Below are 25,598 nucleotides of genomic sequence, written 5' to 3'. Positions count from 1 at the left end.
GTTGCAGTGCAACGTCTCCACTAAGCACCAACAGACCTCTAAAATTAATAATAGTAAAACATTAGATGAATTAAAAAGAAAATGACTCTATGCTAGACGCGATTAATCGCGTCTCCACCAATATCAGTCTCCACCAATATCAGTTAAAACAACAACCATAAAAATGGACAAATTCAAAAATAAATACCGCATCTCCTCTACCCGATTACAAAATTGGGATTATGCTAGCAATGGTGCTTATTTTATAACCATTTGTACCAAAAATCGAGAACATTATTTTGGTGAAATAAAAAACAAGGAAATGCAGCTTACCGAAACAGGAAAGCTTGCAGAAACTTATTGGATGGAAATACCCGAGCACTTTCCCTTTGTTACTTTAGGCAACTTTGTTATTATGCCCAACCATATGCATGGTATCTTAATAATAGATAAACCTACTTCACAAGTAAAGACGTTGCAATGCAACGTCTCCACAATGCAGGACAAGATCTCCACCAAAAACCAACAGATGTCGAAAATTGCACCAAAAGCAGGCTCAATTTCAACCATTATAAGATCTTATAAATCTGTAGTAACCAAAAATGCCCGCAAAATAAACTCCGCATTTGGATGGCAATCCCTATTTCATGATCATATTATAAGGAATGCAAAAGCATTTGATACTATTCAAAATTATATAGCCAATAATCCTGAAAAATGGAAAGAGGATACATTTTCTGAATAGCTCAGAAAATGATATCTGTACAGACGTTGCAATGCAACGTCTCCACCCATATTGCAATATCTCCACAAATAAAAAAAAAGGCAATTCCCCCAGTAGTACAGACGTTGCAATGCAACGTCTCCACAATCTACCTCCTCATCTCCTACATAAATAATAAAAACTAGCAATTCCCTCATACAAACTATATAATTCAATATTTTTGTTTTTCTAAAAAATAAACTTACATGCAAAAACTACAACCTATAATGTTGGTTGGCACCGGATCGGATGTTGGAAAGAGCTGGATAACCACAGGAATTTGTAGATGGCTAAAACAAAAAGGATATGCACCTGCTCCGTTTAAAGCCCAAAACATGTCATTAAATAGTTTTTCTACGCCTGATAATTTGGAAATAGGAAGAGCGCAAGCCGTACAAGCAGAAGCATGTGGCATTCCGCCAACGGTAGCAATGAACCCTATTTTATTAAAACCATCATCGGTAAATAAATCGCAAATTGTATTACATGGAAAACCAATTGGCGACCAAACGGCGAAAGAATATTTTTTAGGAGACAATAAAAAACAGCTTTTTGAAGAAGCTAAAAAATCGTTTCATCAATTAGCGGCAAAGCACAACCCTATTGTAATGGAAGGCGCTGGAAGCATTAGCGAATTAAACTTAAAACATAGAGACATTGTAAATATGCGAATGGCGGCAGCTGCCAATGCCTGCGTATATTTAGTAGCTGATATTGATAAAGGCGGCGTTTTTGGTAGTGTGTATGGCACTATTGAATTGCTAGAAGAATGGGAACGAAAATTAGTAAAAGGAATTATTATTAATAAGTTTAGAGGCGATGCCGCTTTATTTATTGATGGAAAAAAGAAACTAGAAGAACTCACCAAGATTCCTGTTTTGGGTATTTTACCCTATGCAAAAGATATAGTAATTGAAGAAGAAGATTCCGTTGCCTTAAACCAACGAGCAACAACGGCGGTTGAAAATAAATTAAATATAGCGGTAGTAAAACTACATTATATGTCTAACTACACCGATTTTCAGGCATTAGAACAAGAACCACTTATCAATTTATATTTTACCAGAAACGCTGAGGAACTAAACAAAGCAGATGTACTCATTATTCCGGGTACAAAAAATACGATTGAAGATTTAATCGCTTTAAAAAAGGACGGATTAGATAGTATTATTAAAAAGCAATATGCGAACATTCCTGTTATCGGAATTTGTGGAGGCTATCAAATGTTAGGTACTACGATTAAAGATCCGTTTTCGGTAGAAAGCACCAATAAAGAAGAAACTGGTTTGGGGATATTTACTATTGAAACCACCTTAACAAAAACAAAACAAACGGTACAGCGTAATTTTAAGTTTAAAGACTTTGAACAAACTTGTGAAGGTTACGAAATTCATATGGGAAAAACGATTGTGCCTAAAAACAAACATTTGAATCTTATTAATAATACGAAAGAGGGGTATTTTGATGGAAATAAAAGTTGGGGAACCTACCTACATGGTATTTTTGACAATGAAAAAATAGTAACCGAATTACTGCAATTAAAATTCCCGAATGCAAAAGCGCTGAATTATAAAGCCTTTAAAGCAGCACAATTTGATAAATTAGCCGATTGGATTGCTGATAATTTAGACATGAAAACCATCATAAAAAATAGCGCACAAGAATGTTAAACGGACATGGTGATGATCTTCATTTAGTGGAGGGAAAAATTAAACACAACTTTAGCTCTAACGTATATTATAAGGGATGCCCAAAACCGTTACTCGATGAAATTTCGAGGAACGTTACAAAAATTGAAAGCTATCCCTCGCCTACTGCCAATGAACTGAATGAATTGGCGGCTAAAAAATTTCAGCTTCATAGCAATCAGTTTTTGTTTACCAACGGAGCAACAGAGGCCTTTTATTTAATAGCACAATTATTTTCAGCTAAAAAAGCAGCTATTGTAGCACCCACTTTTTCGGAATATGAAGATGCTTGTAAAATTTTTAAGTTAGAATATGAATTGATTTCTAGCGATGGAATAAAAAACACCAACGCAGATCTACTGTTTATATGCAACCCTAACAACCCCACTGGTCGTATTTTTTCTAAAAAGGAACTGGAACTTCTTTTTAAACAAAAACCAACCACCACTTTTGTTATTGATGAAGCTTATATAGAGTTTACCAACAACTTAACATCAGTTACCGCATTAACGAATACTTATAAAAATTTAATTGTTGTTCGCTCATTAACTAAAACATTCACAATTCCTGGATTGCGCTTGGGCTATATTGTTACAAATTCAAAAAACATAACAGCGCTTTTACAGCTAAAAATGCCTTGGAGTGTTAATTTATTAGCCATAAAAGCAGGTGAATTTATTTTTAATAATTACGAAACACTTCAATTTAACGCTTCTTTATTATTAGAAGAAACGACGACCTTTAAGAAAGAGCTTGCCCAATTAAAAGGGATAAAAATTTGTGAAAGCAATACCTCTTATTTTTTAGTTGAATTGCTACATGCATCAGCAAAAGAATTAAAAGAATATTTAATAGAAAAGCATCAAATTTTGATTAGAGACGCTACAAACTTTAATAATCTAGAAGGGGAATTCATTCGGCTTTCTACACAAAGTAAAGAAGCGAACAATACACTTATTACAGCCTTAAAAGCATGGAATTAACCTCAATTTACATACTTGTAATTGCTTTTGGGTTGGATTTACTTTTAGGAGATCCTAAAAAACTACCGCACCTTATTATACTATTTGGTAATAGTATTTCTTTGGGTGAAAAATGGCTTAATAAAAATAATTACAAACTTTTAAAAGGCGCGCTTTTAACCATCATTTTAGTTAGCATTTCTTTTACCCTACCTTATTTAATTATAGAGTGGTTACATGCAAATGATTTTAAAATTAGTGCCATTATCTTTTCGGTAATCATGTTGTTTTACTGCCTAGCTAACAAAACATTGGTAAAAGAAGGCTATGCTGTTTTTAATACGCTAAAAAATGAAGGTTTAGCAGCGGGTCGTAAACGTTTATCGTGGATTGTTGGTCGTGAAACCAATCAATTAAACGAGCAACAGATTAGAGTGGCTACTTTTGAAACCATGTCTGAAAATTTAAGCGATGGGGTTATTGCTCCGTTATTTTACTTTTTAATTTTAGGAGTTCCTGGAGCCATGGCGTATAAAATGATTAACACCTTCGACTCTATGATTGGGTATAAAAACGACCGATATTTATTATTTGGTCGATTTGCAGCAAAGCTCGACGATGTTGTTAATTATATACCATCAAGAATTACGGCTTTGTTAATGTTAGTTGTTCAATTTAAAATAAACGGTATTCCATTCGTTATTAAGGAAGGTAAAAAACATAGTAGTCCTAATGCTGGGTATCCTGAAGCTGCTTTAGCCTATATTTTAAACTGTAAATTTGGAGGGCCTAATTATTATCATGGTAAATTAGTTGACAAACCTTTTATTGGCAACAATACTCGAAAAATTGAACACGCAGAAATTAAAAGAGTGGCTACCATTAATTATACCGCTAGTATATTGTTTACTTTTATCATCATTTGTTTACTATTAGTAGTTAACTATGCATAACCAACCTAAAAAATATATAATTACGGGTGCACCTGGTACTGGTAAAACGACTTTAATAAATCTTTTAAAAGATACAATTCCTTGTATGGATGAAGTTTCTAGAAGGGTAATTATTAATGAGCAAGAAAATAATAGCAACGGAATGCCTTGGGAGGATATTAATCGTTTTACTGAGTTAGTTTTTAAACTAACGAGTAAAGAGTTATTAAATGTAAGTACTCAAGTTTGTGATCGCTCTTTATTAGATTTAGAAGCCTATTTAACGGTAGCAAACAAACCAACACCTAAGTATTTACAAGAATTCCCTTATAAAGAGGTGTATCATAAAAAAGTTTTTTTTGCCCCTACTTGGTTTGATATTTACTGTAAAGACGCTCAAAGATTACAAGAATTTGAGTATTGTTTAACCCTAGAGAAAGCGCTACTAGCACAGTATACCAAAAAAGGATTCGAAATTATTATGCTGCCCAAAACTTCTGTTACCATAAGAAAAAAACTTATTTTAGAAACTATCGTATAATAAAATACTATATATTCGCCCCGATTTTTGGTTTTTTATGCTTTTGTAATACCTATTCGGATATAACATTTAGCATAAGAATTAAAAGGGAATTTGGTGTAAATCCAAAACTGTTCCCGCAACTGTAAAGCTTATTAAAGGCTTCATTAATAAAACCACTGTAGTTAAACTATGGGAAGGTAAATGAACGCTAAGCTAAGTCAGGAGACCTGCCTAAATCAAAAACATAATTTAAACTTTCGGGAATAAAAGTTAACGTGTTCGATGGCCTATTTTTATAGGCTTCTTACTCTTATATTTTAATTTCGGAACAAATGAAACACAATGAAATTAAAATTAGTATTCTTTTTTTTACTTACTACCAGTTTATTGATTGCGCAGAAAACAAAATCTGTTCAACTTTTAAATAAACAAAACAATCACCCTATTCAGTTTTCATCTATCCTAAATAAAAATTCTAAAAAAGGAACAACCTCAAATACAAACGGTTTTTTTAAAATTACAGGAAAGCCGAACGATAAAATTAACATTTCATACATAGGTTATAAATCAGTAAACCTATTGTTTAAAAACATGCCAGCAGTGGTTTATTTACAGCCAACATCTTTTGAACTAAAAGATGTAACTATTTCTTCTAAAAGAAAAAAAAGTACTGCATTAAATAAGCTTCAAATAAAAAACTTAGACGCTCCGTTAACAACAAATAATGTAAGTTCTAAATTAATTAAACTTAGAAATTCTAATGATTTAGGGAGTGCGGTTAAAAGTGCTACTGGGGTTAGACCGATAAACAGGTATGGTGGTTTTCAAACATTTAGAATTAGAGGTTTTAATAATTTTGTATTATTAAACGACGGTGTAAGAGACGAGCGTCATAACCTTTCAACAAGTGCGCCTAGTACCAACTTAGCAAATGTTAGCCACATTGAAGTACTTAAAGGTCCTGCTGGTGTTATGTTTGGACACTCTGCTTTGGGTGGTATTATAAATATAGTACGAAAAAAACCAACCGATACTTTTTCTGGAGAGTTTAGTGCTACCTATGGTTCTTTTGATACTTATGAAATGTCTGCTGGTATGGGCGGGTCAATTAATGAAAAATTAAAATATAGAGTCGATTTTGGGCTTACTAAATCTAGCGGTTGGAGAGATTATGGTGTAAATACCAACAATGCTTCTTTTACGCTTAATTATACGCCTACTGAAAAGGATTTCTTAGAACTATCTTTTCAAACGAATAACGATGTATACGATACCGATACAGGTATTCCGGTTGATGATAATGGGGATATTGTTGCAGGAATGGATCCGAAAACGAGGTATAACGATCCGCAAGATTATTTAAAGCACAAACGTTTTGATTTACAGATTAAATACAAGCATAAATTTAATGATAAGGTAAAATTAAGCAATAATTTATCGTGGTCTGATGATGATATAAACTATCTATCTACAGAATGGTTATTTTTTAATGCTGCTAAAGATTCGATAACTAGAGGGTTTCCTTTTTACTTTAACCATACAACCAATACAATTCAGAATCAATTAGATGTAAGTTACCAGTTTAAGACAGGAAAAATAAAGCACAAATCTATTTTTGGTAATTCTATTACTTTTTTAGATAGAAAATCATTTAGAGGAAGTGTAATTGGCCCAGGTACAAAAACCACTATTTCAGTAATAAATCCGATTCTAAATCAAGGACATATAGAAACTGTTGATGAGAAAGTGCAAATAAGAGATGAGTTTAACAGTGGTTTTTATTGGCAAAACTGGTCAGACATTTCTAATCAACTTAAAGTTTTAATTGGTATTCGTTATGATATTTTTGAAGGAAGCTATGCTACCGATAAAATTAATGCAGATAGAGTTTTAATTGAAGAAGGTAAAAAAACAAAAATTCCTTCAACCGCATTTAGTTATAGAGCTGGTTTGGTATATAAACCTTTTAAAAACTTTAGTGTTTTCTCATCATACTCAAACTACTTTAAACCTTCTAGAACGATATCTCCAAGTAGTCAAATTTTTGATCCTGAAAAAGGATATCAAATAGAAGGTGGTCTTAAATATGAAAAACTGAATAAACTAAACATTACTTTATCGAGCTTTTATATTTTAAAACACAATATCGTAGAAAGAAATAAGGTTAATGAATACCACCAAATTGGAGAGGCTGACTCTAAAGGAATAGAGTTTGATTTAACATATACTCCACTAAAAAACATCTATATAAAAGCTGGATACGCTTTTACTGAAGCTAAAATACGTGCTTACGATGCAATCGATTCACAAACTAAAAAAGAAGGTAATGCACTACCTTTTGCGCCAAAACATTTGGCAAATATGTGGCTAAACTATGAGCTAAAAGAAGGTTTAGGTTTTGGTATTGGTGGTAATTATACAAGTAATAATTATACGAATTCTAGTAACTCATTTACATTGCCTTCATATTTATTACTTGATGGTGCTGTTTATTATCAAAAAAATAATGTGCGAATAGGTTTAAATATAAATAACATTACCAATAAATTATATTTTACTGATGCTATTTATGATTATCAGTTCTTCCCTGGTGCTGAGAGAAACTTTAAAGTAAACGTAAGTTATAAATTTTAAGTCCCCTTGAAAAAACTTATAGCTATACATCATTACTTAGGCACTTTATTTTTTATGCTATTCCTTGTTTGGTTTCTTTCAGGGTTTGTAATGATGTATAAAAGTTTTCCTTTTTTGGGTAAAGAAGAAAAAATACAGCGTAAAAAAGAAACAAGCTTAAGTACTAAACAAATACTACCTCCTGCTGCTGTATATAAGCAAGACACTATAAAAACGATACACAAACTAAGAATTAATAGTATTCTTAACAATATTGTTTATCATGTAGAAACTGCTTCGGGTAAAGTTATTTCGAGGTATGCGAAGAATGGAGACCCTATAAATCTTACTAAAAATAAAGCGTTAGGCATTGCAAAAAATGCAACCGATTTAAAGTATGTAGCAACTGTAAAGGTTCTTAACGAAGTAGACCAATGGATTCCTAGACCTAAATTTATTAAACATTTACCCGTTTATAAAGTAAAGTTTACAAACCGAGAAAATACATGGGTGCATGTATCTTCTCTTACTGGTGAGGTTTTAAATATTACAACTTCTGGTGATCGTTTTTGGGCTTGGGTTGGTGCCATACCGCATTGGCTTTATTTTAAAGATATACGTATACATAGTTATTTTTGGCAACAACTTATTTTATGGTTGGCCGCATTAGGTTTACTAATGACGCTTACCGGAATTGTTACAGGGTTAATACGCTATAAAAAGAAACCCAAAGCAAATTTTAAAAGGTTTAAAAATAAATGGTATAACCTGCATTATTATTTTGGTTTAGGTTTTGGCTTGTTTATTTGCACCTGGGTATTTAGTGGTTTTATGAGTATGACTCCTTTTAATTGGGTGCCTAGCTCTTCTTTAAACCAACAGGATAAAAGTATTTGGCAAGGGCAAAACTTTACGCTAAAAAGTATTACAGATAAAGATTTTACTAATTTTAAAGAGCTAGCCTCTAAATCAAAATTTAAAGAGATCCATTTTTCTTTATTTAATGATAATATCTTTATTGAAAAATTCAATCAAGATACTGTTGAAAATCATTGTATTACTTCGATCAATTATAATGCATCAAACGAACAATACATTGCTAAAATAAACAGTTTTAATACCAAAGAAAAAGTAACGGAATTAATAGTACTTAACGACTATGATGCCTATTATTATGATCGGAAAAATATAAAAACATTGCCTGTTATTAAAATTATTACCAATAAGAGCAACTACTATTATATTAATCCGAAAACCAATACAGTACTCCTTAAATCTGCTCCGAAAAACAGAACAGAAAGGTGGTTGTACCATGGTTTACATAGTTTAGACTTTTCGTTTCTTTCAAAAAACCGTCCGTTATGGGATATTATCATGATTTTCTTACTTACAGGCGGAACAATTACTTGTATTACTGCTACAGGTTTGGGAATTAAATTTATAAAACGAAAAACTAGAAAACATTTAAAAAACAAATAGATTAAAGTATTTAGCAGTAAGTAATTAAACACATATCATTAAGCAACTGGTTTTAAACAGAGTGACAAACCCCTTGTTGTCAGTTCGAGCGTTGCTGAAAATCAAAAGACAGTTTGCTTGAAAGTAGCAAACGAAGTTTCGAGAACTATTAACCTTTAAAAAATAGGTTTCAACTGCGATCAATCAGACATTACTTATTGTATTCCAATTAAAACATTTATAATAACACGACCTAAACATGCTCTAAATACAAGAGAAAAACTCATTTTAAAAACCATCTTTTAATTCCAATAATTATATCTACATTTGTGTCGTTATATGGTTTCTTATTTCTTTAGTAAAATTTAGAATTATAGAATTAAAAGGGAATTTGGTGTAAATCCAAAGCTGTTCCCGCAACTGTAAAGCTTGTAAAAGGCTTCATTAATAAAAACCACTGTAGTAATTACTATGGGAAGGTAAATGAAAGCTAAGCTAAGTCAGGAGACCTGCCAATATTACAATAATTTATAATAGTAACTCTCGGGTAAAGAGTTAGAAAATTATGGCTTTTCATACTTTTCTTCCCTTGCCTGCTTAATTTCATTTTTAAATGCAAAAATTGATTTTATGCAGTCTATGGATCATGTGTTTTTCACTATCCATATTCGCACAAAACACCACAATTAAAGGTAAAGTAACTGATAACGAAACTCAGTTAACAATTTCAAATGTACGCGTAACAGCGAACAAAACTATTAAACAAACAACCAATGAAAATGGTGATTTTTCTATAACACCAGATAAATTACCTGTAAGACTAACTTTTTATTTACAAGGCTACCTACCTAAAACAATTATAGTTAAAAAAAACACCCCTAATTTAAATATTACTTTAGAAAAACAATTTACAACACTTTCTGAAATTGTAATAAATTCTAAAAATGATAAAAAATTAGGCGTTCAAAAAGTTTCTAAAATATCTTTACAATTAAGACCTATAAACAGTGCACACGATTTTTTAAAAACAGTGCCTGGTTTATTTATTGCACAACATGCTGGTGGTGGAAAAGCAGAACAAATATTTCTTAGAGGTTTTGATAATGACCACGGAACTGATTTTGCTGTTTTGGTAGATGATATTGGTATTAATTTAAGTTCTCATGCACACGGACAAGGATATGCCGATTTGCATTTTTTAATTCCTGAAACTGTTCAAACGGCTGATTATTATAAAGGTCCGCATGAAACTTCATTAGGTAACTTTGCGGTTTCTGGTGCTGCCAAATTCACATCAAAAGAAACATTGCATCGCAATACTGTTAAATTAGAATACGGTCAGTACGACTTTGTAAGAGCTTTAGCAATGGTATCGCTTATAGACAAGAATAATTTTTTATCTAAAAATAAAGAAAGTGCTTACATAGCTATTGAAGGAACCTTTAATAATAGTTTTTTTGAAAGTAATCAAAATCTTAGAAGGCTAAATACTTTTGCAAAATATACGGTTGCGCTTTCTAATAAACATAAACTAAAAACGTCAATTTCTACTTTTCATAGTGATTGGAATGCTTCTGGACAAATACCACTTCGCGCTGTTAAAAGCGGACTTATAAATAGGTTTGGTGCTATTGATGATAAGGAAGGTGGTGATACTAAAAGAATTCATTTTAATGTACAATTAAGTTCTCGCATTTCAGAGAGCACTCAACTTACCAATCAATTGTATTATGTTTCTAACAAATACAACTTATTTTCTAATTTTTCTTTTTATCAAAATAATCCTATTAATGGTGATATGATTCACCAACAGGAAGATCGTAAAACATATACGTATAAAGGTAACATTTCAATAAAAAACATACTACAAATACCTAATAGCACCACCACTTTTGGTTGGTCAGTTGAACACAATAATAACAATATTGGTTTAAATAATGCTATTGGACGCACCTTAGCAACTCCTATAAATGAGTTTGATATTAAGGAAACAAATGTTGCTTTATTTTTAAAAGAACGAATTCAAATAACCAATAAACTAACTGCTTTAGCGGGTATTAGAGCCGATTATTTTAATTTTAATGTAACCGAATTGGTACCAATACCTAGTGAAGGAAATAGGACTGCTTTAAGAATAAGTCCGAAATTTAGTTTGTTTTACGATGCTACTAAAAACATTCAATTTTATGCGAAAGCGAGTACTGGGTTTCACTCAAACTACGCAAATGCAGCTGTAAAAAATAAAGATATTAATCCTTTACCAAAAGCTGTTGGATATGATATTGGTACCGAATTTAAAATTGGGAAAAACTTTGTTGGTAATCTTGCTGGTTTTTATTTACAGAGTGATGCTGAATTTGTTTTTAGCCCTGATGGTTTTGAATTTGAAAATAAAGGAAGATCAAGACGAATTGGTAGCGAGGCTTCTTTTAGATACCAACCACTACCCTATTTATGGTTAGATACCGATTTAAATTATAGTTTCGGAACCTTATTAGATGCTCCAAAAAGTGATAACAAAATTCCGAGCGCACCTCGTTTTACCTCAACTGGTGGGGCTACTTTACGCTTACAAAACGGAATTAATACTTCATTACGTTATCGTTATTTAGGTGAACGTCCTTTAATTGAAGATGAATCTGTAACTGCTCAAAATTATTTTATTACCGATTTAGTTATCAACTATACAAAACCAAAATATCAAATAGGTTTATCAATCGAAAACCTTTTTGATACCGCATGGAGAGAAGCGGTGTTTTATGATTCATCGCAACTACAAGGAGAACCACAACCTGTTGACGATATTCATTTTACACCAGGTACTCCTTTTTTAACAAAATTAAGTGTAACATATTTCTTTTAAATTATGGGTAAAAACATCGCCAATACAACACATACTTTTTTCTTCTGCGACGGAGGTTCTTGTCAAAAAGCAGGAGGCGAAAAAGTTGTTAGAGAAGCTAGAGCTTATTTAAGAAATAATGATCTTTGGGATACTACTCATACCATTAAAACGAGATGTAACGGTCGATGTGAAGATGCCCCTACCTGTATTGTAAGTCCAGGAGAGTTTTGGTATAAAGAATTAACCCCCGAAAAAATAACGCATATCGTAAAAGGACATTTAAATAATGAATGCCCTATAGAAACTGAGTTATTATATAAAAAAGGATGGGATAAGCAAGTTTCTAACAACGAAAGAGCCCCTATAACACCAAAGCCTTTTGAACTAAAAAATGATACCGAATTAGGTGCGTGTTTTATTACCAAAGGATTTAGTTCTGATCAATATCTGTATCCGTTGTTCTTATATCTTAAAGAAAATCCAGATGGGGTAACTCTCACTATGATTAATCAAGATTCTATTGAATTTAATGATATTGAAACCTTAGAATACTCTAAAACGTATACACTTGAATTATTTACTAAAACAACTTGCATTCCATTAACTATTGCAGCTGTACCTAAAGATAATAAGGAGTTACAACAAGCTAAAATTTCGAGTACCGAGTATTTTTATAAAAAGGAATCGCAGCAAGTTGGTATTCGTTTTAAAAATAAATTTGGTGAAGTTTTAGGAAAAATAGCATTCGATTCTATAGTTAATAAAGGTTGGGAATATTGCAGAAAAATACAGTTAAAAAACGCAATTTTAAATTTAACATAACAATGAAAAAAGGTATTTCAATACTAGGTTTAGGTTGGTTAGGTTTACCATTAGCTTTACAACTTCAAAAAAGTGGCTATACAGTTAACGGAAGTACTTCTAGTTTAGATAGATTAACATCATTAGCTAAATATTCTTTTCATAACTGTAGAATAAAAATTGAAGCTGATACCATTATAGGTGATTGGGAATCTTTTATTCATGAAACAGCAACACTAATTATCAATTTTCCGCCAAAACGAATTGATAGTATTGAAACAATACATCCGCTACAGATTAAGCAGATTATAAAACATACGCCAAAAACTACAAAAGTAATTTTTGTTAGCTCAACCTCTGTTTATCAAAATACCAATAGCCTTGTAAATGAAGCTATAAACTGTGTTCCTGAAAAAGCCTCTGGTATTGCACTAATAGAAGCAGAACAGTTATTGCAACAACATTTTGGCAACAACTTAACTGTTTTACGTTTGGCTGGTTTAATTGGCCCTAAACGTCATCCTGGGAGATTTTTGGCAAATAAAAAGCAATTAAAAAATCCTAATGTTCCTGTTAATCTTATTCATCAAAAAGATGTTATTCGGTTAATAGCAACTATTATAAATAATGATTGTTTTGGTGAAATTATTAACGGTTGTGCTGATATACATCCTAAAAGAAAAGATTTTTATGAGAATGCAGCCATTAAATTAAATATGCCTGCGCCTATTTTTGAAACTAACCCTAAGGAAAGTTATAAAATAGTTGATAATTCTAAATCAAAATCAGTACTAAATTTTACCTATCAATTCTCAAATCCTGAATGGATATTTACAAAAGATTATTTACCTGAAATAGCAATTGTAGGTTGTGGGCCTGGTAATAAAAACCTATTAACCTTAAAAGCTTTTCATGCTATTGAAAATGCTGATATTATTTTACATGATAATTTAATTTCAGATGAAATATTAGCGATTAATACACAGGCTGAACATATTTATGTAGGTAGAAAATACGGCGATAAAGAAGATCAAGAAACACGTCAGAATAACATCAATTCACTAATGAAAAAACATTGTGAACTAGGAAATAAAGTTGTTCGTGTAAAATCTGGAGATCCATACATTTATGGAAGAGCTGCCGAAGAAGTTCGCTTTTTAAAACAGCATAATTTGCCTTTTACTGTGGTTCCAGGAATTTCTGCTGCCTTAGCGGCTGCGAGTTCTGTAAACATTCCTATTACCGAGAGAAGACAATCGAACGCTATTTTAATTTGTACTGCACATACTGCCGATTATTCTACCGCACAACTTAAAGGAATTGCAGAAATGCTAAACGCTGGTAACACACTAGCACTGTATATGGGACTAAAAAGTTTAGATAAAATTATTCCTAAACTAATAGAAGTATGCAAAAACACAAACATTCCTATCAACGCAATTTCTAATGTTTCAAGAGATAACGAAGTGTTACTCTCATCAACATTAGGCGAGATAGAAAACGATATAAAAAAACAAGAACTACAAATGCCAGTAGTATTTTTAATAGGAGTAAAACCAATTAATTAAAAGAATGAAAAAAGGAATTTTACTTTGCGGTCATGGTAGTAGAACCAAAACAGGAACCGATGCTTTTAAAGAGTTGGTTGCTATACTACAAGCTCGTTATACCGATTACGAGGTAGATTATGGCTTTTTAGAATTTAATCATCCTGTGTACGAAGCCTCTATTGAACGTATGTATCAAAAAGGAATTCGTGAAATTTATGCGTTACCAATTATTCTTTTTGCGGGTTCGCATGCTAAGAATGATATTCCGTATGAAATGAATACCATACAAAGCTATTATAGTGATTTAACTATAAAAATGGGAAAACACCTTGGGGTGAATTCATTTTTATTAGAATTAGCGCAAAAAAGAGTTTTAGAAGAAGAAAGCAAACATACACCGATGGATAGAAAAGAGGTGTGCTTAATGGTTGTAGGTAGAGGAACAACCGATACTGACGCAAACTCTGATGTTCATAAATTAGCTTGTATGTTAGGTGAAGGGATGGGCTTTGGCTTTACAACAGTATCCTACAGTGGTACGGCCTACCCTACTGTTACCAAGAGTTTAGAACTTACAAGTAAAATGGAATTTAAACGTACGATTGCAATTCCGTTTTTCTTTTTTACAGGAATTCTGTTAGAACGTATTTATAATGAAATTCGAACATTTAGTGCAACATCTCCTCATGAATATGTGTACACCAAAGCTTTTGGTAGCGATGAGTTAATCTTAAAAGCTTTTGATGAGCGCTTAGATGAAACCATTAACGGTACAGCAAACATGAATTGCCAATTGTGTAAATACAGAAAACAAATTGTTGGTTTAGAATCGGAAGTAGGAAAAGAACAAATCGGCCATCATTTAGGTGTAAAAGGTGTTTTGTTTGAAGAAGATGAAAAAGTTGGTCAAAAAAACAACGTATTTACTAAAATTAAAAAAGGTTTAGGAATATGACAAAAGGTACAATATACGGCGTTTCTTTAGGTCCTGGTGATCCTGATTTAATTACTTTAAAAGGGTTAAAAACTTTACAAAACGTAGCTAAAATATACTACCCTGGCTCTTTATTTAAAGATGGCAGAAAAGCTAGTTATTCACGCTCAATTTTAGATAACTATAATTTAGATTCACAAAAACTCGAAGGGTTTTATTTAAAAATGGATTTAGAGAGAGCGCAAGCAAAGGTTATTTATGAAACAACCTTTCAACAAATACTTTCTGATTATAACAAAGGATTATCTATAGCAATTGTTAGCGAAGGAGACATTAGTACGTTTAGCTCTTTTTCTTATCTGTTAGAAAAAATACAAGTACATAATTTACCTATCAATTTAATTCCGGGTATTAGCTCTTACTTGCATTTAGCATCTGAAAGTAAAATACCATTGTGTTTACAAAACGAAAAAGTAGTCGTAATTCCTCGCATACAAACCAAAGAAGAACTAGAAGAGGCTATTGCTAATTTCGATACTGTAGTATTAATGAAAATTATATCGGTTGTTGACATAATTACCGCTGTAATCGATACTCAAAAACATAACGTTACTTATGCCGAACGCTTAGGAACGAACCAACAATTTATAACGAATAACTGGAGTACTGCCAGTGTAAGAGAAACACCTTATTTTTCTCTTATGATTATTAAAAAAATAAACAAATGAAAATAACCGTAGCAGGCTTAGGTCCTGGAGATATCAATTATATGTTACCCGTAGTTAAAAATGCTTTAGAAAAAGCAGATGTAGTTATTGGTTACGATTATTATTTTCAATTTGGAGCATCACTTTTTAAAGAAGGTGCTGAACTTATTTCGATGCCTTTAGGTAAAGAGGAAGCAAGAGCTCATAAAGCTGTTGAGAAAGCTAAAGAAGATAAATATGTAGTGGTTATTGGTTCTGGTGATGCCAGTATTTATGCCATGGCTGCCATTGTTTATGAAGTGGTATCTAAAGGAAATGATGATGCTATTGAATTAGAAACACTTCCTGGTGTTTCTGCTTTTTTAGCTGCTGGTAGTAAATTAGGTGCACCGTTAGGTCATGATTTTTGCTGCATTTCATTGTCTGATTTAATGACACCTTGGAACAAAATTGAGCAAAGAATTAAAGCTGCTGCAATGGGAGATTTTGTAACCAGTTTATACAACCCAAAAAGTAAAAAAAGACATTGGCAATTAGGTAGATTACAGAAAATATTTTTAACAGAACGCTCACCTGCTACCCCAGTTGCAATTATAAGACATGTAACACGACCAGAAGAAGAACTTAAAATTACCACTTTAGGAGAGTTTAACCCTGAAGATGTAGATATGTTTTGTTTGGTAATGATTGGAAACTCGCAAACCTATCGTTTTAAAGATTATTTGGTTACTCCTAGAGGTTACCTTAACAGAAAACCACATACAGGTAAAGAAATTCAACAAGAAAGTTTTAGAATTGTTACCGATCATATTAAAGAAATTCCTTTTTCTATTGCTGATAAATGGGCAGTAACGAGAGTTATTCATACTACAGGAATTTTAGAAGATTTTAATCATTATTCAGCAACACCGAATGCTATTGAAAACTGGCATACGCATCTTAAAAATGGTGGAGAAATTGTTACTGATGTCACCATGGTAAAAGCAGGAATTACAAAAGCTTTTATAAAAGAATACGGAAATCAAATTCATTGTTTGTTAAATGATGAAGAAGCACAAGCGCTAGCTAAATCAGCAGATATTACCCGCTCACAAGCTGGTATTAGAAAAGCTATTGAAAAATACCCGAATGCTTTATATGTAGTAGGAAATGCCCCTACTGCTTTATTCGAAATTGTTGACCAATTAAGAGACAATACTGCTTTTAAACCTGTTGGTATAATTGGTGTACCTGTTGGTTTTGTGAATGTTTTAGAATCAAAAGAACAATTATCACAAATTGCAACTACTGATTGGGTAATTATTGAAGGAAACAGAGGTGGTAGTAATGTTGCAGCAGCTATTACAAATGCAGCTTTTACATTACCGGAAGCTTCAACTTATTTTAAATCTTAGAAATGAACAAATTCACTCCAGAAAATATAGAAACCTTAGAGCAAATAATACTTGCGCGTAGAGATGTTAGAGGTAATCGTTTTATAAACACACCTATTCTTCAAAAGGATTTAGATAAAATTCTATTTGCTGGAGTAAACGCACCTTCTGTTGGGTTTTCTCAACCTTGGGAATTTGTGATTATTAAAGATTTAGACATTAGAAATAAAATAAAAGACAGTTTTTTTGAAGAGAACGAAAAAGCGAAAACTCTTTTTGAAGGAAAAAAAGCCGATGCTTACACACAATTAAAATTAGAAGGAATTGTAGAATCGGCATTAAATATCGCAGTTTTTTATAAACCAAGTGAACATCCTGTTTTAGGGCAAACTACAATGAAAGAAGCTGGTGTTTACTCAGTAGTATGCGCTATTCAAAATATGTGGTTAATGGCAAGAGCTTTAAATGTTGGTTTAGGTTGGGTAAGTATTTTAGACCCTAACAAAATTAAAACCATTTTAAATGCTCCTGAAAACAGACAATTGATAGGTTATTTATGCTTAGGGCATGTAGATAAATTCTATGAAAACCCAGAGTTAGAACGTTTACAATGGGAAAAGCGTAAAAATATAAACGATGTTGTAATTAAAGATTCTTATTAATAAATGAAATTAATAGAAAAACATATCGATTTTTATTTAATTGGAATTAGCAATCATCCTAGTCCGAAATTGAATGATGATGTCTTGAAATTAATTAAAGAAGCAACTGTTTTTTCTGGTGGAAAACGACATTATCAATTGGTAAAATCGTTCTTACCCGAAAACCATATTTGGATTGAAATTTCTGGTAAAATGGATGCGCTGATGAATCAGTATAAAAAAATTACGACAACGATTGTGGTTTTTGCCTCTGGTGATCCTTTTTTCTATGGCTTCGGAAATACGTTACAACGCTTATTACCCAATGCTAAATTAAGCGCTACTCCTTATTTTAATAGTATTCAACTGTTATGTCATAAAACACAAACGAACTACAATACATTAAAAGCTGTGTCTATACACGGTAGAGATTGGTCTGCACTAGATGAAGCACTAATTAAAAGAAACGAATTAATTGGAGTATTAACCGATAATAAAAAAACACCTGCCGAAATTGCGAAACGCATGCTGCAATATCGTTTTGATAATTACTCAATAACCATTGGAGAAGCTTTAGACGGAGATAATGAACATATTGAACAATTAGATTTAGTTTCTTGTTCTAACAAAACACATGATAATTTAAACTGTGTATTATTAAAACAAGTAACACCTAAACATAAACCTTTTGGTATTCCTGATGCATCCTTTATTCCATTAACGAATAGAGCAAACATGATTACTAAAATGCCAATTCGATTAAGTACTATTAGTGCTTTAGAATTACAAAATAAAACGGTGTTTTGGGACGTAGGAGCTTGTACAGGATCTGTTGCTATTGAAGCAAAACAACATTTTCCGCATTTAAAAATCGTTGCCTTTGAAAAACGAATTGAATGCACAGCTATAATTCAACAGAATACAGCACGTTTTTCAACACCTGGTATTGACATTATTATTGATGATTTTTTTAACCTCAACTTAAATGATTTTGAAATTCCTGATGTTGTTTTTATTGGTGGTCATGGTGGACGCTTAAAAGAACTACTCCATTTAATACATCAACTAAATCCAGCAGTGCGATTCGTTACCAACGCTGTAAGAGAAAGCAGCTCTAAAATATTTACAGAAGAACTTACAAAATTGAATTACATCGTTAATACTAGTGTTATTCAAGTAAACCAACATAATAAAATTAGCATTCACACAGCTGAACAAAAATAAATGAGAAAAATAGCCATCATAGCAGTAACTGAAAAAGGGATAGAAAAAGCCCTTATTATTCAGAAAGAATTTCCAAAATCATTAGTCATAACTACTTTACAGTCTAGTAATGAAAGTGTATCAACTATTACGTCTATTTCTGACTATTTAGCTGATAATTTCATGAAACTAGATGGTATTTGTTTTGTAACAGCCTTAGGTATTTGCGTACGCTTAATTGCACCATATATTCAAGATAAAAATACTGATCCAGCAGTAATTTCTGTTGATGATTTAGGTTTAAACGTGCAATCTGTATTAAGCGGACATAAAGGTGGTGCGAATGATTTTGCATCAAAAACGGCGAGTGTATTAGGAGCAAATGCTGTAATATCTACCGCAAGTGATGTGCAAAATATTTGGGCTTTAGATACCCTTGGAAGTCAATTTGACTGGCAAACAGAAAGTTCAGTGCCTACGAATAAAATAATGGCGTTGTTTGTTAATAACAAACCAACAGCATTACTTTTAGATATTAAAGATAAAGGTACACAGCATTTAGAAAAAATAGTTCCTAATTTTGTAACCGTTTTTTATAATGAAAAAGACATTGATTATACACAATTCGAATTATTTATTGCGGTAAGTTATAAAGTTTACGAAGCTAAAATCTCTAGTTTATTTTTAATTCCGAAAGTACTATCTGTTGGTTCTGGATGCTCTAAGCAATTAGATTTTAAACTATTTCAAGAAACATTCAAATCAAAACTAGCTGCTGAAGGATTATACTTTTCTGCCATCAAAAACTTTGGTTCTATTGATATTAAAGCGGAACAGCAAGCTTATTTAGACTTTAGTGAGACTAACAATATTCCTTTCAGCACCTTTACTTCTGATAAAATAAACACCGTTACGATACCTAATCCAAGTGCAATGGTGCAATCTAAAATTGGTGTTAATGGTGTTTCAGAATCTTGCGCGATGTTACTTTCTGGAAATAATGAATTACTTGTTGAAAAACAGAAAATTCATTTAGATAACAGTGAGAAATTCACTTTTTCGGTTGCTTTAAACGCAGAAGTAGTTCGTAAAACAGCGGTTGCTATTATTGGTGCAGGGCCTGGTGATGAGGAATTAATAACCGTAAAAGGAAAACAATATTTAGAAGAAGCCGATTGTGTGTTATATGCAGGTAGCTTGATTCCTGAAGAAATGACGAATTGGTGTAAGCCAGGAGCGGTAGTTAGAAACTCTGCAATGATGACTTTAGAAGAGCAAGTTTCTTTAATGCAAGAACATTATAAAAAAGGAAACGCTATTGTTCGTTTACAATGTGGTGACCCTTCTTTATATGGTGCTATTCAAGAACAAATGACCATTTTTGATGAGTTAGGAATGGACTATTTTATTGTTCCTGGTATTTCTTCTTTTAGTGCCGCCGCCGCTGTATTAAAATCAGAATTTACCATTCCTGAGGTAGTCCAATCAATTGTATTAACTCGTGGTGAAGGAAAAACGCCAATGCCTTCAAAAGAAAGTATTTCAGCATTTGCAGCAACAAATTCAACCATGTGTATTTTTTTAAGTGTTGGTATTGCTAAAAAAGTAGAAGCACAACTATTAGAACATTTTGATGCCGATACTCCCGTAGCCGTGATGTATAGAATTTCTTGGAAAGATGAAGAAATTTTTCAAGGAAAATTAGAAAACCTAGCACAAATTGTAAAAGAGAGTAAAAAAACAAGAACGGTATTAATTGTCGTTGGTCATGCTATTGGAGCTCGTAAAAACAGATCGCAATTATATAGCCCTGAATGGAAACACATTTTTAGAACCAATAAGAAATTTGTAGTTACAGAGTAGCTGTGCATCTTAAAATGAATAAAACCTTCAAAAAAATATTAACAGGTATTGCGATTATATCAGGAATTGGAATTGTTAGCTATTTAACACTTGTTTCGCTGGTTTGGTATCAATTTAATGTTGGCTGTGGAATGGATGATGGTCCATTTAAAGCTGTAATTGTTACCCCTAGTGAAATAACAAAAAATGCTAAAGAATTTGATTTATCTGATAATGGAATATTAATGTTGGAAAATAGAAATGATACTCTTTCTCCTACATTGACTTTGATTGAAAAAGGAAAAGTTAAATGGACTTTGGATATGAATACTCAAAATACAAAAGGGTACGAATCAACCAACATATGGAAAATTAGTAATGTATCATTCGAAAAGAAAACTGACCCGATAAAACTTTTATTTACTGGTCATTGGACTTTTGGAGCTGAACAAGGTTCAATGGAAATTGATAGAGAAAATGGAAATAATAAATTCTGTTTAAGTTGGTAACTTAAAAAAGAACAGGCTAATTAATTAAAAATAAATAAGAAAAACAATGATACTTGTATTTGGAGGAACAACAGAAGGTAAAAAAGTAGCAAAATTGCTACAAGAAAAATCGATGCCTTTTGTGTATTCAACAAAAACAAATATTCCTTTTGAAGAAAACAAAATTGCTAGTTACAGGCATGGTGCTTTAAATGAAAAACAATTAGAAAATTATCTGATAAAAAACAATGTAAAACTGATTGTTAATGCCTCTCACCCCTTTGCCGAAATATTGCATAATACTATCGCAAGGGTAGCTGAAAGTTTGCAAATACCTGTAATACGATTTGGTAGAAAATTATTATCAAAAACAATTCATCCGTTAGTATCTTATATAAATACTTATGATGATGCTTCAAATTTATTTAAAGAAAATCATATACTATTAGCATTAACAGGTGTACAATCTATTAAGAGACTAAAACATTGGTGGCAAAAAAACACTACCTATTTTAGAATACTAAACAGACCTGAATCTTTAGCTATTGCAAGAGAGAGTAATTTCCCCGAAGAACAATTAATTTTAGGATTGCCTTCTGCTGATTTAAAAAAAGAGATTGAGTTAATTAAAGCAAAATCAATAAATATTGTTTTAACTAAAGAAACAGGAAACAGTGGTTTTTTAAGTACAAAAATAGAAGCGGCATTAAAAACGGACACACAAATCATCATCATCACACAACCAGAAATTCCACCTTACTTTAAACCAGTATTTAATGTAGTTGAGTTAGAAAACTTACTTACTAGTACGCAGCGTTCATTATCGCTAACTAATAACGCAACTAAATGGGATTAAGAAAAGTACCTAAAGGCCCATTAAGAGACGGATTTACAACTGGTACGTCTGCCACAGCTGCTGCAAAATCAGGATTGATGGCGATTATCCATCAAAAAAAGATAGCTTCAGTAAGTGTCCACCTCCCTATTGATAAAGTATTGGAAATTCCTGTGCATCATTGTGAATTTACAGAAAACACCGCTAAATCTTCAGTAATTAAAGATGCAGGTGATGATCCTGATGTAACAAACGGAGCAGAAATTGGATGTATTTTAAAACTTACACAAGAAAAAGAAATTCAATTTATCGCAGGAGAAGGTGTTGGTACTGTTACGCTTAAAGGCTTAGAGCTCGCTATTGGAGAACCTGCTATTAACCCTGTTCCTAGAAAAATGATAACCAGTGCCATTCAAAAATTATTACATGATTATGATTTAGAATGTGGTGTATCTGTAACAGTATATGTTACGGATGGCAAAAAGTTAGCAAAACGTACGCTTAATGAACGTGTAGGAATCATGAATGGTTTATCTATTTTAGGTACAAGCGGTATTGTAAAACCTTATTCATCATCATCATATATCGCAAGTATAGAGCAAGGTATTGATGTTGCAATTGCTAATAACATTACCGAATTGGTAATTAATTCGGGTGCTAGAAGTGAAAAATATTTATCAAATAAATTTAGTCATTTACCTGAATATGCTTTTATCCATTATGGAAACTGGATTGGTGAAACACTTACTAAAATAAATAAATCTCCCATTAAAAAAGTTAGTATTGGTATTATGCTAGGAAAAGCTGTAAAACTAGCAGGAGGAGTTACAGATACGCATAGTTGTGTATCTAGTTGGAACAAAGACTTTGTTGTTGAATTAGCAAACCAAGTTGGATTTTACGACGCTGATAGAATAAAAAAATTAAACATGGCTGGACGATTGATTGAATTGTTTGAGTTTGAACAAAACTCCCCTTTCTTTCAATTATTATTAGAACACTGTTACCAGCACACACATACAAAAATTAAACAGGTAGTACTAGATATTTACCTTATTCATAAAAACGGAACCCTTATTCAATTTATAAAAAAATGACTTTAACTTCTTTAATCAGGCCTTTAATGGCTGGTATTTTACATTCTTTTGAACCCGATCATGTTACAGCTGTTTCAGTATTAGCTACCGAGAATGCGATCAATAAACAAAAAGTTAGTTTTAAAACTGTTTTTAAAGCATCTCAATGGGCTTTTGGTCATTCAGTAACACTATTGCTTTTTGGTGGTGTAGCATTGTTATTTAAAAGCATGGCTACTTTATTTATACATGATATTTCTTTTTACGCAGAACTAGCTGTAGGCCCAATTATGATTTGGTTAGGAGTTGTAGCTATTAGAAGAAATCATGCTATTAATGAAATGGTAAATGACCATAAAAAGATTGAAGCTCATGAACACGACCTTTCAAACCCAATACATTTACACGGAACCAAAGGGGAAGAAATAGCCGTAAACCCAATGAATAAATCTTTTTGGATTGGTATGTTACACGGTTTAGCAGGAACAGGTGGTGCATTAACATCTGCTTTAGTTTTAAGTAGTACCACGGTAGCTGATGCTATTTTAATTTTAGCCGTAGAATCACTAGGAATTATTGTAGCAATGGGTGTTTACAGTTATGTTTTAATTTATGTAATGAGCCGATTTTTAGAACGAAACTTAGCTATTTTTAAGTGGATGAATGGTATTGCAGGAATAGCTTCTGTTATTATTGGAATTGTTTGGCTATATAATAGTATTCCTCAATTATGATACAAGATAAAAAACAACTCAACTTTCCTTTTTCAGCTATTGTTGGGCAAGATAATTTTAAGCTAGCGCTAATTTTAAATTTGGTTGATCCACTTATTGGTGGAGTACTTGCTATTGGAGATAAAGGTACAGGAAAAACTACTTTAATTCGGTCGGTAGCCAACTTAATGAGTACCCAACAAAATTCGTCTTTTGTAAATTTACCTATTGGTGTTTCAGAAGACAGAATTTTAGGTAGTATTGATTTAGAACAATTGATAAACACTAAAAAAGAAGTGATTAACCTTGGTTTAATGGCACAGGCAAACGAAGGTATTTTATATGTAGATGAAGTTAATTTACTACAAGATTACCTCACTGATATTTTATTAGATGCAGCTGCTTCTGGTAGTTATTATTTAGAAAGAGAAGGTGTATCTCATTATTTTAAAAGTCGTTTTTGTTTAGTTGGTTCTATGAACCCAGAAGAAGGAAATTTACGTCCTCAGTTAAAAGATCGTTTTGGTTTAAGTGTTACTATAAAAACACCTACTGAGGTTAAAATTCGCCAGAAAATAATTAAGCAACGTTTTAAATTTGATGACAACCCTATTGAATTTATAACGAATTATAAAAGTGAAGAGGAAAGTATTTCTAAACAGATTGAAACTGCTAAAAAGAACTTAAAAACTATACAAATAACCGATGCTATTATTGAATATTGTAGCGAATTAGCTGTAAAACATCAAGTGGAAGGTTTACGTGCAGATATTTTATTATTAAAAACAGCAAGAGCGTATGTAGCATATAAAAACACAGTTACAATCACTAAAAAAGATGTAGCTATAATTGCCGATTTTGTATTAAATCATAGAAGTTTACACACGCCTCCTAATCAGCAGGATTCTTCTGAAAATCAAAATAACCAATCACCAGAAAACAATTCTGAGACAAATTCATCTAAAGAAGAAAACGCAACTATTCTTATCCCTAAAAACGAGTTTCAAAAACAAAAAGAAAGCGCCTCTAATACCATACAGCAAGCTACAAATACTGTTAATAGTATAGATGGTAATATTTCAGTTAATGACACAAAAAAAACGGTAAGTCAATATTTAGCAACTGATAAATTTGAATTAAAAACGAAACGAAAAAAGAACCTATTAAAGCAACATCATGTTTTTTTAATTGACTCTAGTGGTTCAATGTTAAAAGACCAAATTATTGCTTATGCTAAAGGAACTGTAAATAAAATAGCTGAAAACTCTAAAAACCAAAACACAGAATTTTCAATGATTTCTTTGTTTGATGGTGAAGCGCAACTTCTTTTAAAGCAAACAAAAATTTTAAAAGACATTGAAATTGCTTTAATGGATTTAAAAACTGGTGGAAAAACAAATTTAAAAGCAGGTTTTAAACATATAAAACGAATTACTGCTGCTGTTGATTTTAAGCATTACTTACATATAATAACTGATGGAAAATTAAACGCTGGTGATAATTTAGAAGATACTGTATTGGCTTTTCAAACCTATTGTAAAGGTATACATGATGCTCAAATTATTGATGCAGAAAAAGGAATGGTAAAAATTGGTGAAGCCAAAGAATTAGCCAATCGCATTAATGCGAACTATGAAGTTTTAATTACTGAAAATATATAAACCTAAGATAC

General features: G+C 32.0%; 21 protein-coding genes and 2 riboswitches. All 21 genes read left to right on the top strand.

Going from position 1 to position 25,598, the window contains the following annotated elements; genetic code table 11:
* Nucleotides 1–163 precede the first annotated feature (163 nt).
* The 21 genes from H518_RS0118670 (at nucleotide 164) to H518_RS20680 (ending at nucleotide 25,587) form a co-directional block, all read left to right on the top strand.
* Nucleotides 164–724: a transposase gene (locus H518_RS0118670; RefSeq protein ID WP_028890483.1), complete on the top strand. Its 561-nt coding sequence runs from the start codon at nucleotides 164–166 to the stop codon at nucleotides 722–724.
* 224 nt (nucleotides 725–948) lie between these two features.
* Nucleotides 949–2,412, top strand: coding sequence for a cobyric acid synthase (locus tag H518_RS0118665; RefSeq protein WP_028890482.1), 1,464 nt, complete (start codon nucleotides 949–951; stop codon nucleotides 2,410–2,412).
* A complete protein-coding gene (locus tag H518_RS0118660; protein ID WP_028890481.1) occupies nucleotides 2,406–3,413 on the top strand; it encodes a pyridoxal phosphate-dependent aminotransferase in 1,008 nt (335 codons plus the stop codon). The genes H518_RS0118665 and H518_RS0118660 overlap by 7 nt, the downstream gene beginning before the upstream one ends.
* Complete coding sequence (gene cbiB, locus H518_RS0118655; protein WP_028890480.1) at nucleotides 3,404–4,345, top strand: adenosylcobinamide-phosphate synthase CbiB; 942 nt, start codon at nucleotides 3,404–3,406, stop codon at nucleotides 4,343–4,345. Before H518_RS0118660 ends, cbiB begins: the two co-directional genes overlap by 10 nt.
* Nucleotides 4,338–4,865 (top strand): AAA family ATPase, encoded by a 528-nt coding sequence (locus H518_RS0118650; RefSeq protein ID WP_028890479.1) that lies wholly within the window; start codon nucleotides 4,338–4,340, stop codon nucleotides 4,863–4,865. Before cbiB ends, H518_RS0118650 begins: the two co-directional genes overlap by 8 nt.
* Before the next feature lie 11 nt (nucleotides 4,866–4,876).
* Nucleotides 4,877–5,096: riboswitch (cobalamin riboswitch) on the top strand.
* 93 nt (nucleotides 5,097–5,189) lie between these two features.
* Nucleotides 5,190–7,481, top strand: a complete 2,292-nt coding sequence (locus H518_RS0118645) for a TonB-dependent siderophore receptor (protein ID WP_028890478.1) — start codon at nucleotides 5,190–5,192, stop codon at nucleotides 7,479–7,481.
* A gap of 6 nt (nucleotides 7,482–7,487) precedes the next feature.
* A complete protein-coding gene (locus H518_RS0118640; RefSeq protein ID WP_155995269.1) occupies nucleotides 7,488–8,939 on the top strand; it encodes a PepSY domain-containing protein in 1,452 nt (483 codons plus the stop codon).
* Nucleotides 8,940–9,242: 303 nt separating this feature from the next.
* Nucleotides 9,243–9,449: riboswitch (cobalamin riboswitch) on the top strand.
* 82 nt (nucleotides 9,450–9,531) lie between these two features.
* Entirely contained in the window at nucleotides 9,532–11,781 is a 2,250-nt protein-coding gene (locus H518_RS0118635; RefSeq protein WP_028890476.1) for a TonB-dependent receptor, read from the top strand.
* A gap of 3 nt (nucleotides 11,782–11,784) precedes the next feature.
* Complete coding sequence (locus tag H518_RS20690) at nucleotides 11,785–12,585, top strand: (2Fe-2S) ferredoxin domain-containing protein (protein WP_051263865.1); 801 nt, start codon at nucleotides 11,785–11,787, stop codon at nucleotides 12,583–12,585.
* A gap of 2 nt (nucleotides 12,586–12,587) precedes the next feature.
* The gene (cobA, locus tag H518_RS20685; RefSeq protein WP_155995268.1) at nucleotides 12,588–14,132 is read left to right on the top strand and encodes a uroporphyrinogen-III C-methyltransferase; all 1,545 of its coding nucleotides are present in this window, start codon (nucleotides 12,588–12,590) and stop codon (nucleotides 14,130–14,132) included.
* A 4-nt stretch (nucleotides 14,133–14,136) separates the two neighbouring features.
* Nucleotides 14,137–15,069: a sirohydrochlorin chelatase gene (locus H518_RS0118615; RefSeq protein ID WP_028890475.1), complete on the top strand. Its 933-nt coding sequence runs from the start codon at nucleotides 14,137–14,139 to the stop codon at nucleotides 15,067–15,069.
* Nucleotides 15,066–15,776: a precorrin-2 C(20)-methyltransferase gene (cobI, locus tag H518_RS0118610; RefSeq protein WP_028890474.1), complete on the top strand. Its 711-nt coding sequence runs from the start codon at nucleotides 15,066–15,068 to the stop codon at nucleotides 15,774–15,776. The genes H518_RS0118615 and cobI overlap by 4 nt, the downstream gene beginning before the upstream one ends.
* A complete protein-coding gene (cobJ, locus tag H518_RS0118605; RefSeq protein ID WP_028890473.1) occupies nucleotides 15,773–17,149 on the top strand; it encodes a precorrin-3B C(17)-methyltransferase in 1,377 nt (458 codons plus the stop codon). The genes cobI and cobJ overlap by 4 nt, the downstream gene beginning before the upstream one ends.
* Before the next feature lie 2 nt (nucleotides 17,150–17,151).
* Complete coding sequence (bluB, locus tag H518_RS0118600) at nucleotides 17,152–17,790, top strand: 5,6-dimethylbenzimidazole synthase (protein ID WP_028890472.1); 639 nt, start codon at nucleotides 17,152–17,154, stop codon at nucleotides 17,788–17,790.
* A 3-nt stretch (nucleotides 17,791–17,793) separates the two neighbouring features.
* Entirely contained in the window at nucleotides 17,794–18,993 is a 1,200-nt protein-coding gene (cbiE, locus tag H518_RS0118595) for a precorrin-6y C5,15-methyltransferase (decarboxylating) subunit CbiE (protein ID WP_081411229.1), read from the top strand.
* The gene (cobM, locus tag H518_RS0118590; RefSeq protein WP_028890470.1) at nucleotides 18,994–20,835 is read left to right on the top strand and encodes a precorrin-4 C(11)-methyltransferase; all 1,842 of its coding nucleotides are present in this window, start codon (nucleotides 18,994–18,996) and stop codon (nucleotides 20,833–20,835) included. It begins immediately after the preceding gene.
* Nucleotides 20,836–20,849: 14 nt separating this feature from the next.
* On the top strand, nucleotides 20,850–21,323 hold the full coding sequence (locus tag H518_RS0118585; protein WP_028890469.1) for a hypothetical protein: 474 nt from the start codon (nucleotides 20,850–20,852) through the stop codon (nucleotides 21,321–21,323).
* A gap of 46 nt (nucleotides 21,324–21,369) precedes the next feature.
* Nucleotides 21,370–22,158 carry a precorrin-6A/cobalt-precorrin-6A reductase gene (locus H518_RS20240; RefSeq protein ID WP_081411228.1) on the top strand — a complete coding sequence of 263 codons (789 nt, stop codon included), beginning with the start codon at nucleotides 21,370–21,372 and terminating at the stop codon, nucleotides 22,156–22,158.
* A complete protein-coding gene (gene cbiD, locus H518_RS0118575; RefSeq protein ID WP_028890468.1) occupies nucleotides 22,149–23,234 on the top strand; it encodes a cobalt-precorrin-5B (C(1))-methyltransferase CbiD in 1,086 nt (361 codons plus the stop codon). Before H518_RS20240 ends, cbiD begins: the two co-directional genes overlap by 10 nt.
* A complete protein-coding gene (locus H518_RS0118570; RefSeq protein WP_028890467.1) occupies nucleotides 23,231–23,947 on the top strand; it encodes a hypothetical protein in 717 nt (238 codons plus the stop codon). Before cbiD ends, H518_RS0118570 begins: the two co-directional genes overlap by 4 nt.
* On the top strand, nucleotides 23,944–25,587 hold the full coding sequence (locus H518_RS20680; RefSeq protein WP_051263861.1) for an AAA family ATPase: 1,644 nt from the start codon (nucleotides 23,944–23,946) through the stop codon (nucleotides 25,585–25,587). Before H518_RS0118570 ends, H518_RS20680 begins: the two co-directional genes overlap by 4 nt.
* The last annotated feature ends 11 nt before the right edge of the window (nucleotides 25,588–25,598 follow it).

It is taken from the genome of Tenacibaculum ovolyticum DSM 18103, from assembly GCF_000430545.1.
GTDB lineage: Bacteria > Bacteroidota > Bacteroidia > Flavobacteriales > Flavobacteriaceae > Polaribacter > Polaribacter ovolyticus.
Note: the sequence above shows the minus strand (reverse complement) of the source record. Positions and strands in the feature narration are given on the sequence as shown.

What these genes read in the sequence shown, in the direction of transcription:
- H518_RS0118635 (WP_028890476.1), top strand. Translation starts at nt 9,532, where the DNA reads ATGCAAAAATTGATTTTATGCAGTCTATGGATCATGTGTTTTTCACTA.
- H518_RS0118670 (WP_028890483.1), top strand. Translation starts at nt 164, where the DNA reads ATGGACAAATTCAAAAATAAATACCGCATCTCCTCTACCCGATTACAA.
- cobI (WP_028890474.1), top strand. Translation starts at nt 15,066, where the DNA reads ATGACAAAAGGTACAATATACGGCGTTTCTTTAGGTCCTGGTGATCCT.
- H518_RS0118585 (WP_028890469.1), top strand. Translation starts at nt 20,850, where the DNA reads ATGAATAAAACCTTCAAAAAAATATTAACAGGTATTGCGATTATATCA.
- H518_RS0118660 (WP_028890481.1), top strand. Translation starts at nt 2,406, where the DNA reads ATGTTAAACGGACATGGTGATGATCTTCATTTAGTGGAGGGAAAAATT.
- H518_RS0118650 (WP_028890479.1), top strand. Translation starts at nt 4,338, where the DNA reads ATGCATAACCAACCTAAAAAATATATAATTACGGGTGCACCTGGTACT.
- H518_RS0118615 (WP_028890475.1), top strand. Translation starts at nt 14,137, where the DNA reads ATGAAAAAAGGAATTTTACTTTGCGGTCATGGTAGTAGAACCAAAACA.
- cobA (WP_155995268.1), top strand. Translation starts at nt 12,588, where the DNA reads ATGAAAAAAGGTATTTCAATACTAGGTTTAGGTTGGTTAGGTTTACCA.
- H518_RS0118645 (WP_028890478.1), top strand. Translation starts at nt 5,190, where the DNA reads ATGAAATTAAAATTAGTATTCTTTTTTTTACTTACTACCAGTTTATTG.
- bluB (WP_028890472.1), top strand. Translation starts at nt 17,152, where the DNA reads ATGAACAAATTCACTCCAGAAAATATAGAAACCTTAGAGCAAATAATA.
- H518_RS20690 (WP_051263865.1), top strand. Translation starts at nt 11,785, where the DNA reads ATGGGTAAAAACATCGCCAATACAACACATACTTTTTTCTTCTGCGAC.
- H518_RS20680 (WP_051263861.1), top strand. Translation starts at nt 23,944, where the DNA reads ATGATACAAGATAAAAAACAACTCAACTTTCCTTTTTCAGCTATTGTT.
- H518_RS20240 (WP_081411228.1), top strand. Translation starts at nt 21,370, where the DNA reads ATGATACTTGTATTTGGAGGAACAACAGAAGGTAAAAAAGTAGCAAAA.
- cbiB (WP_028890480.1), top strand. Translation starts at nt 3,404, where the DNA reads ATGGAATTAACCTCAATTTACATACTTGTAATTGCTTTTGGGTTGGAT.
- cbiD (WP_028890468.1), top strand. Translation starts at nt 22,149, where the DNA reads ATGGGATTAAGAAAAGTACCTAAAGGCCCATTAAGAGACGGATTTACA.
- cbiE (WP_081411229.1), top strand. Translation starts at nt 17,794, where the DNA reads ATGAAATTAATAGAAAAACATATCGATTTTTATTTAATTGGAATTAGC.
- cobJ (WP_028890473.1), top strand. Translation starts at nt 15,773, where the DNA reads ATGAAAATAACCGTAGCAGGCTTAGGTCCTGGAGATATCAATTATATG.
- cobM (WP_028890470.1), top strand. Translation starts at nt 18,994, where the DNA reads ATGAGAAAAATAGCCATCATAGCAGTAACTGAAAAAGGGATAGAAAAA.
- H518_RS0118665 (WP_028890482.1), top strand. Translation starts at nt 949, where the DNA reads ATGCAAAAACTACAACCTATAATGTTGGTTGGCACCGGATCGGATGTT.
- H518_RS0118570 (WP_028890467.1), top strand. Translation starts at nt 23,231, where the DNA reads ATGACTTTAACTTCTTTAATCAGGCCTTTAATGGCTGGTATTTTACAT.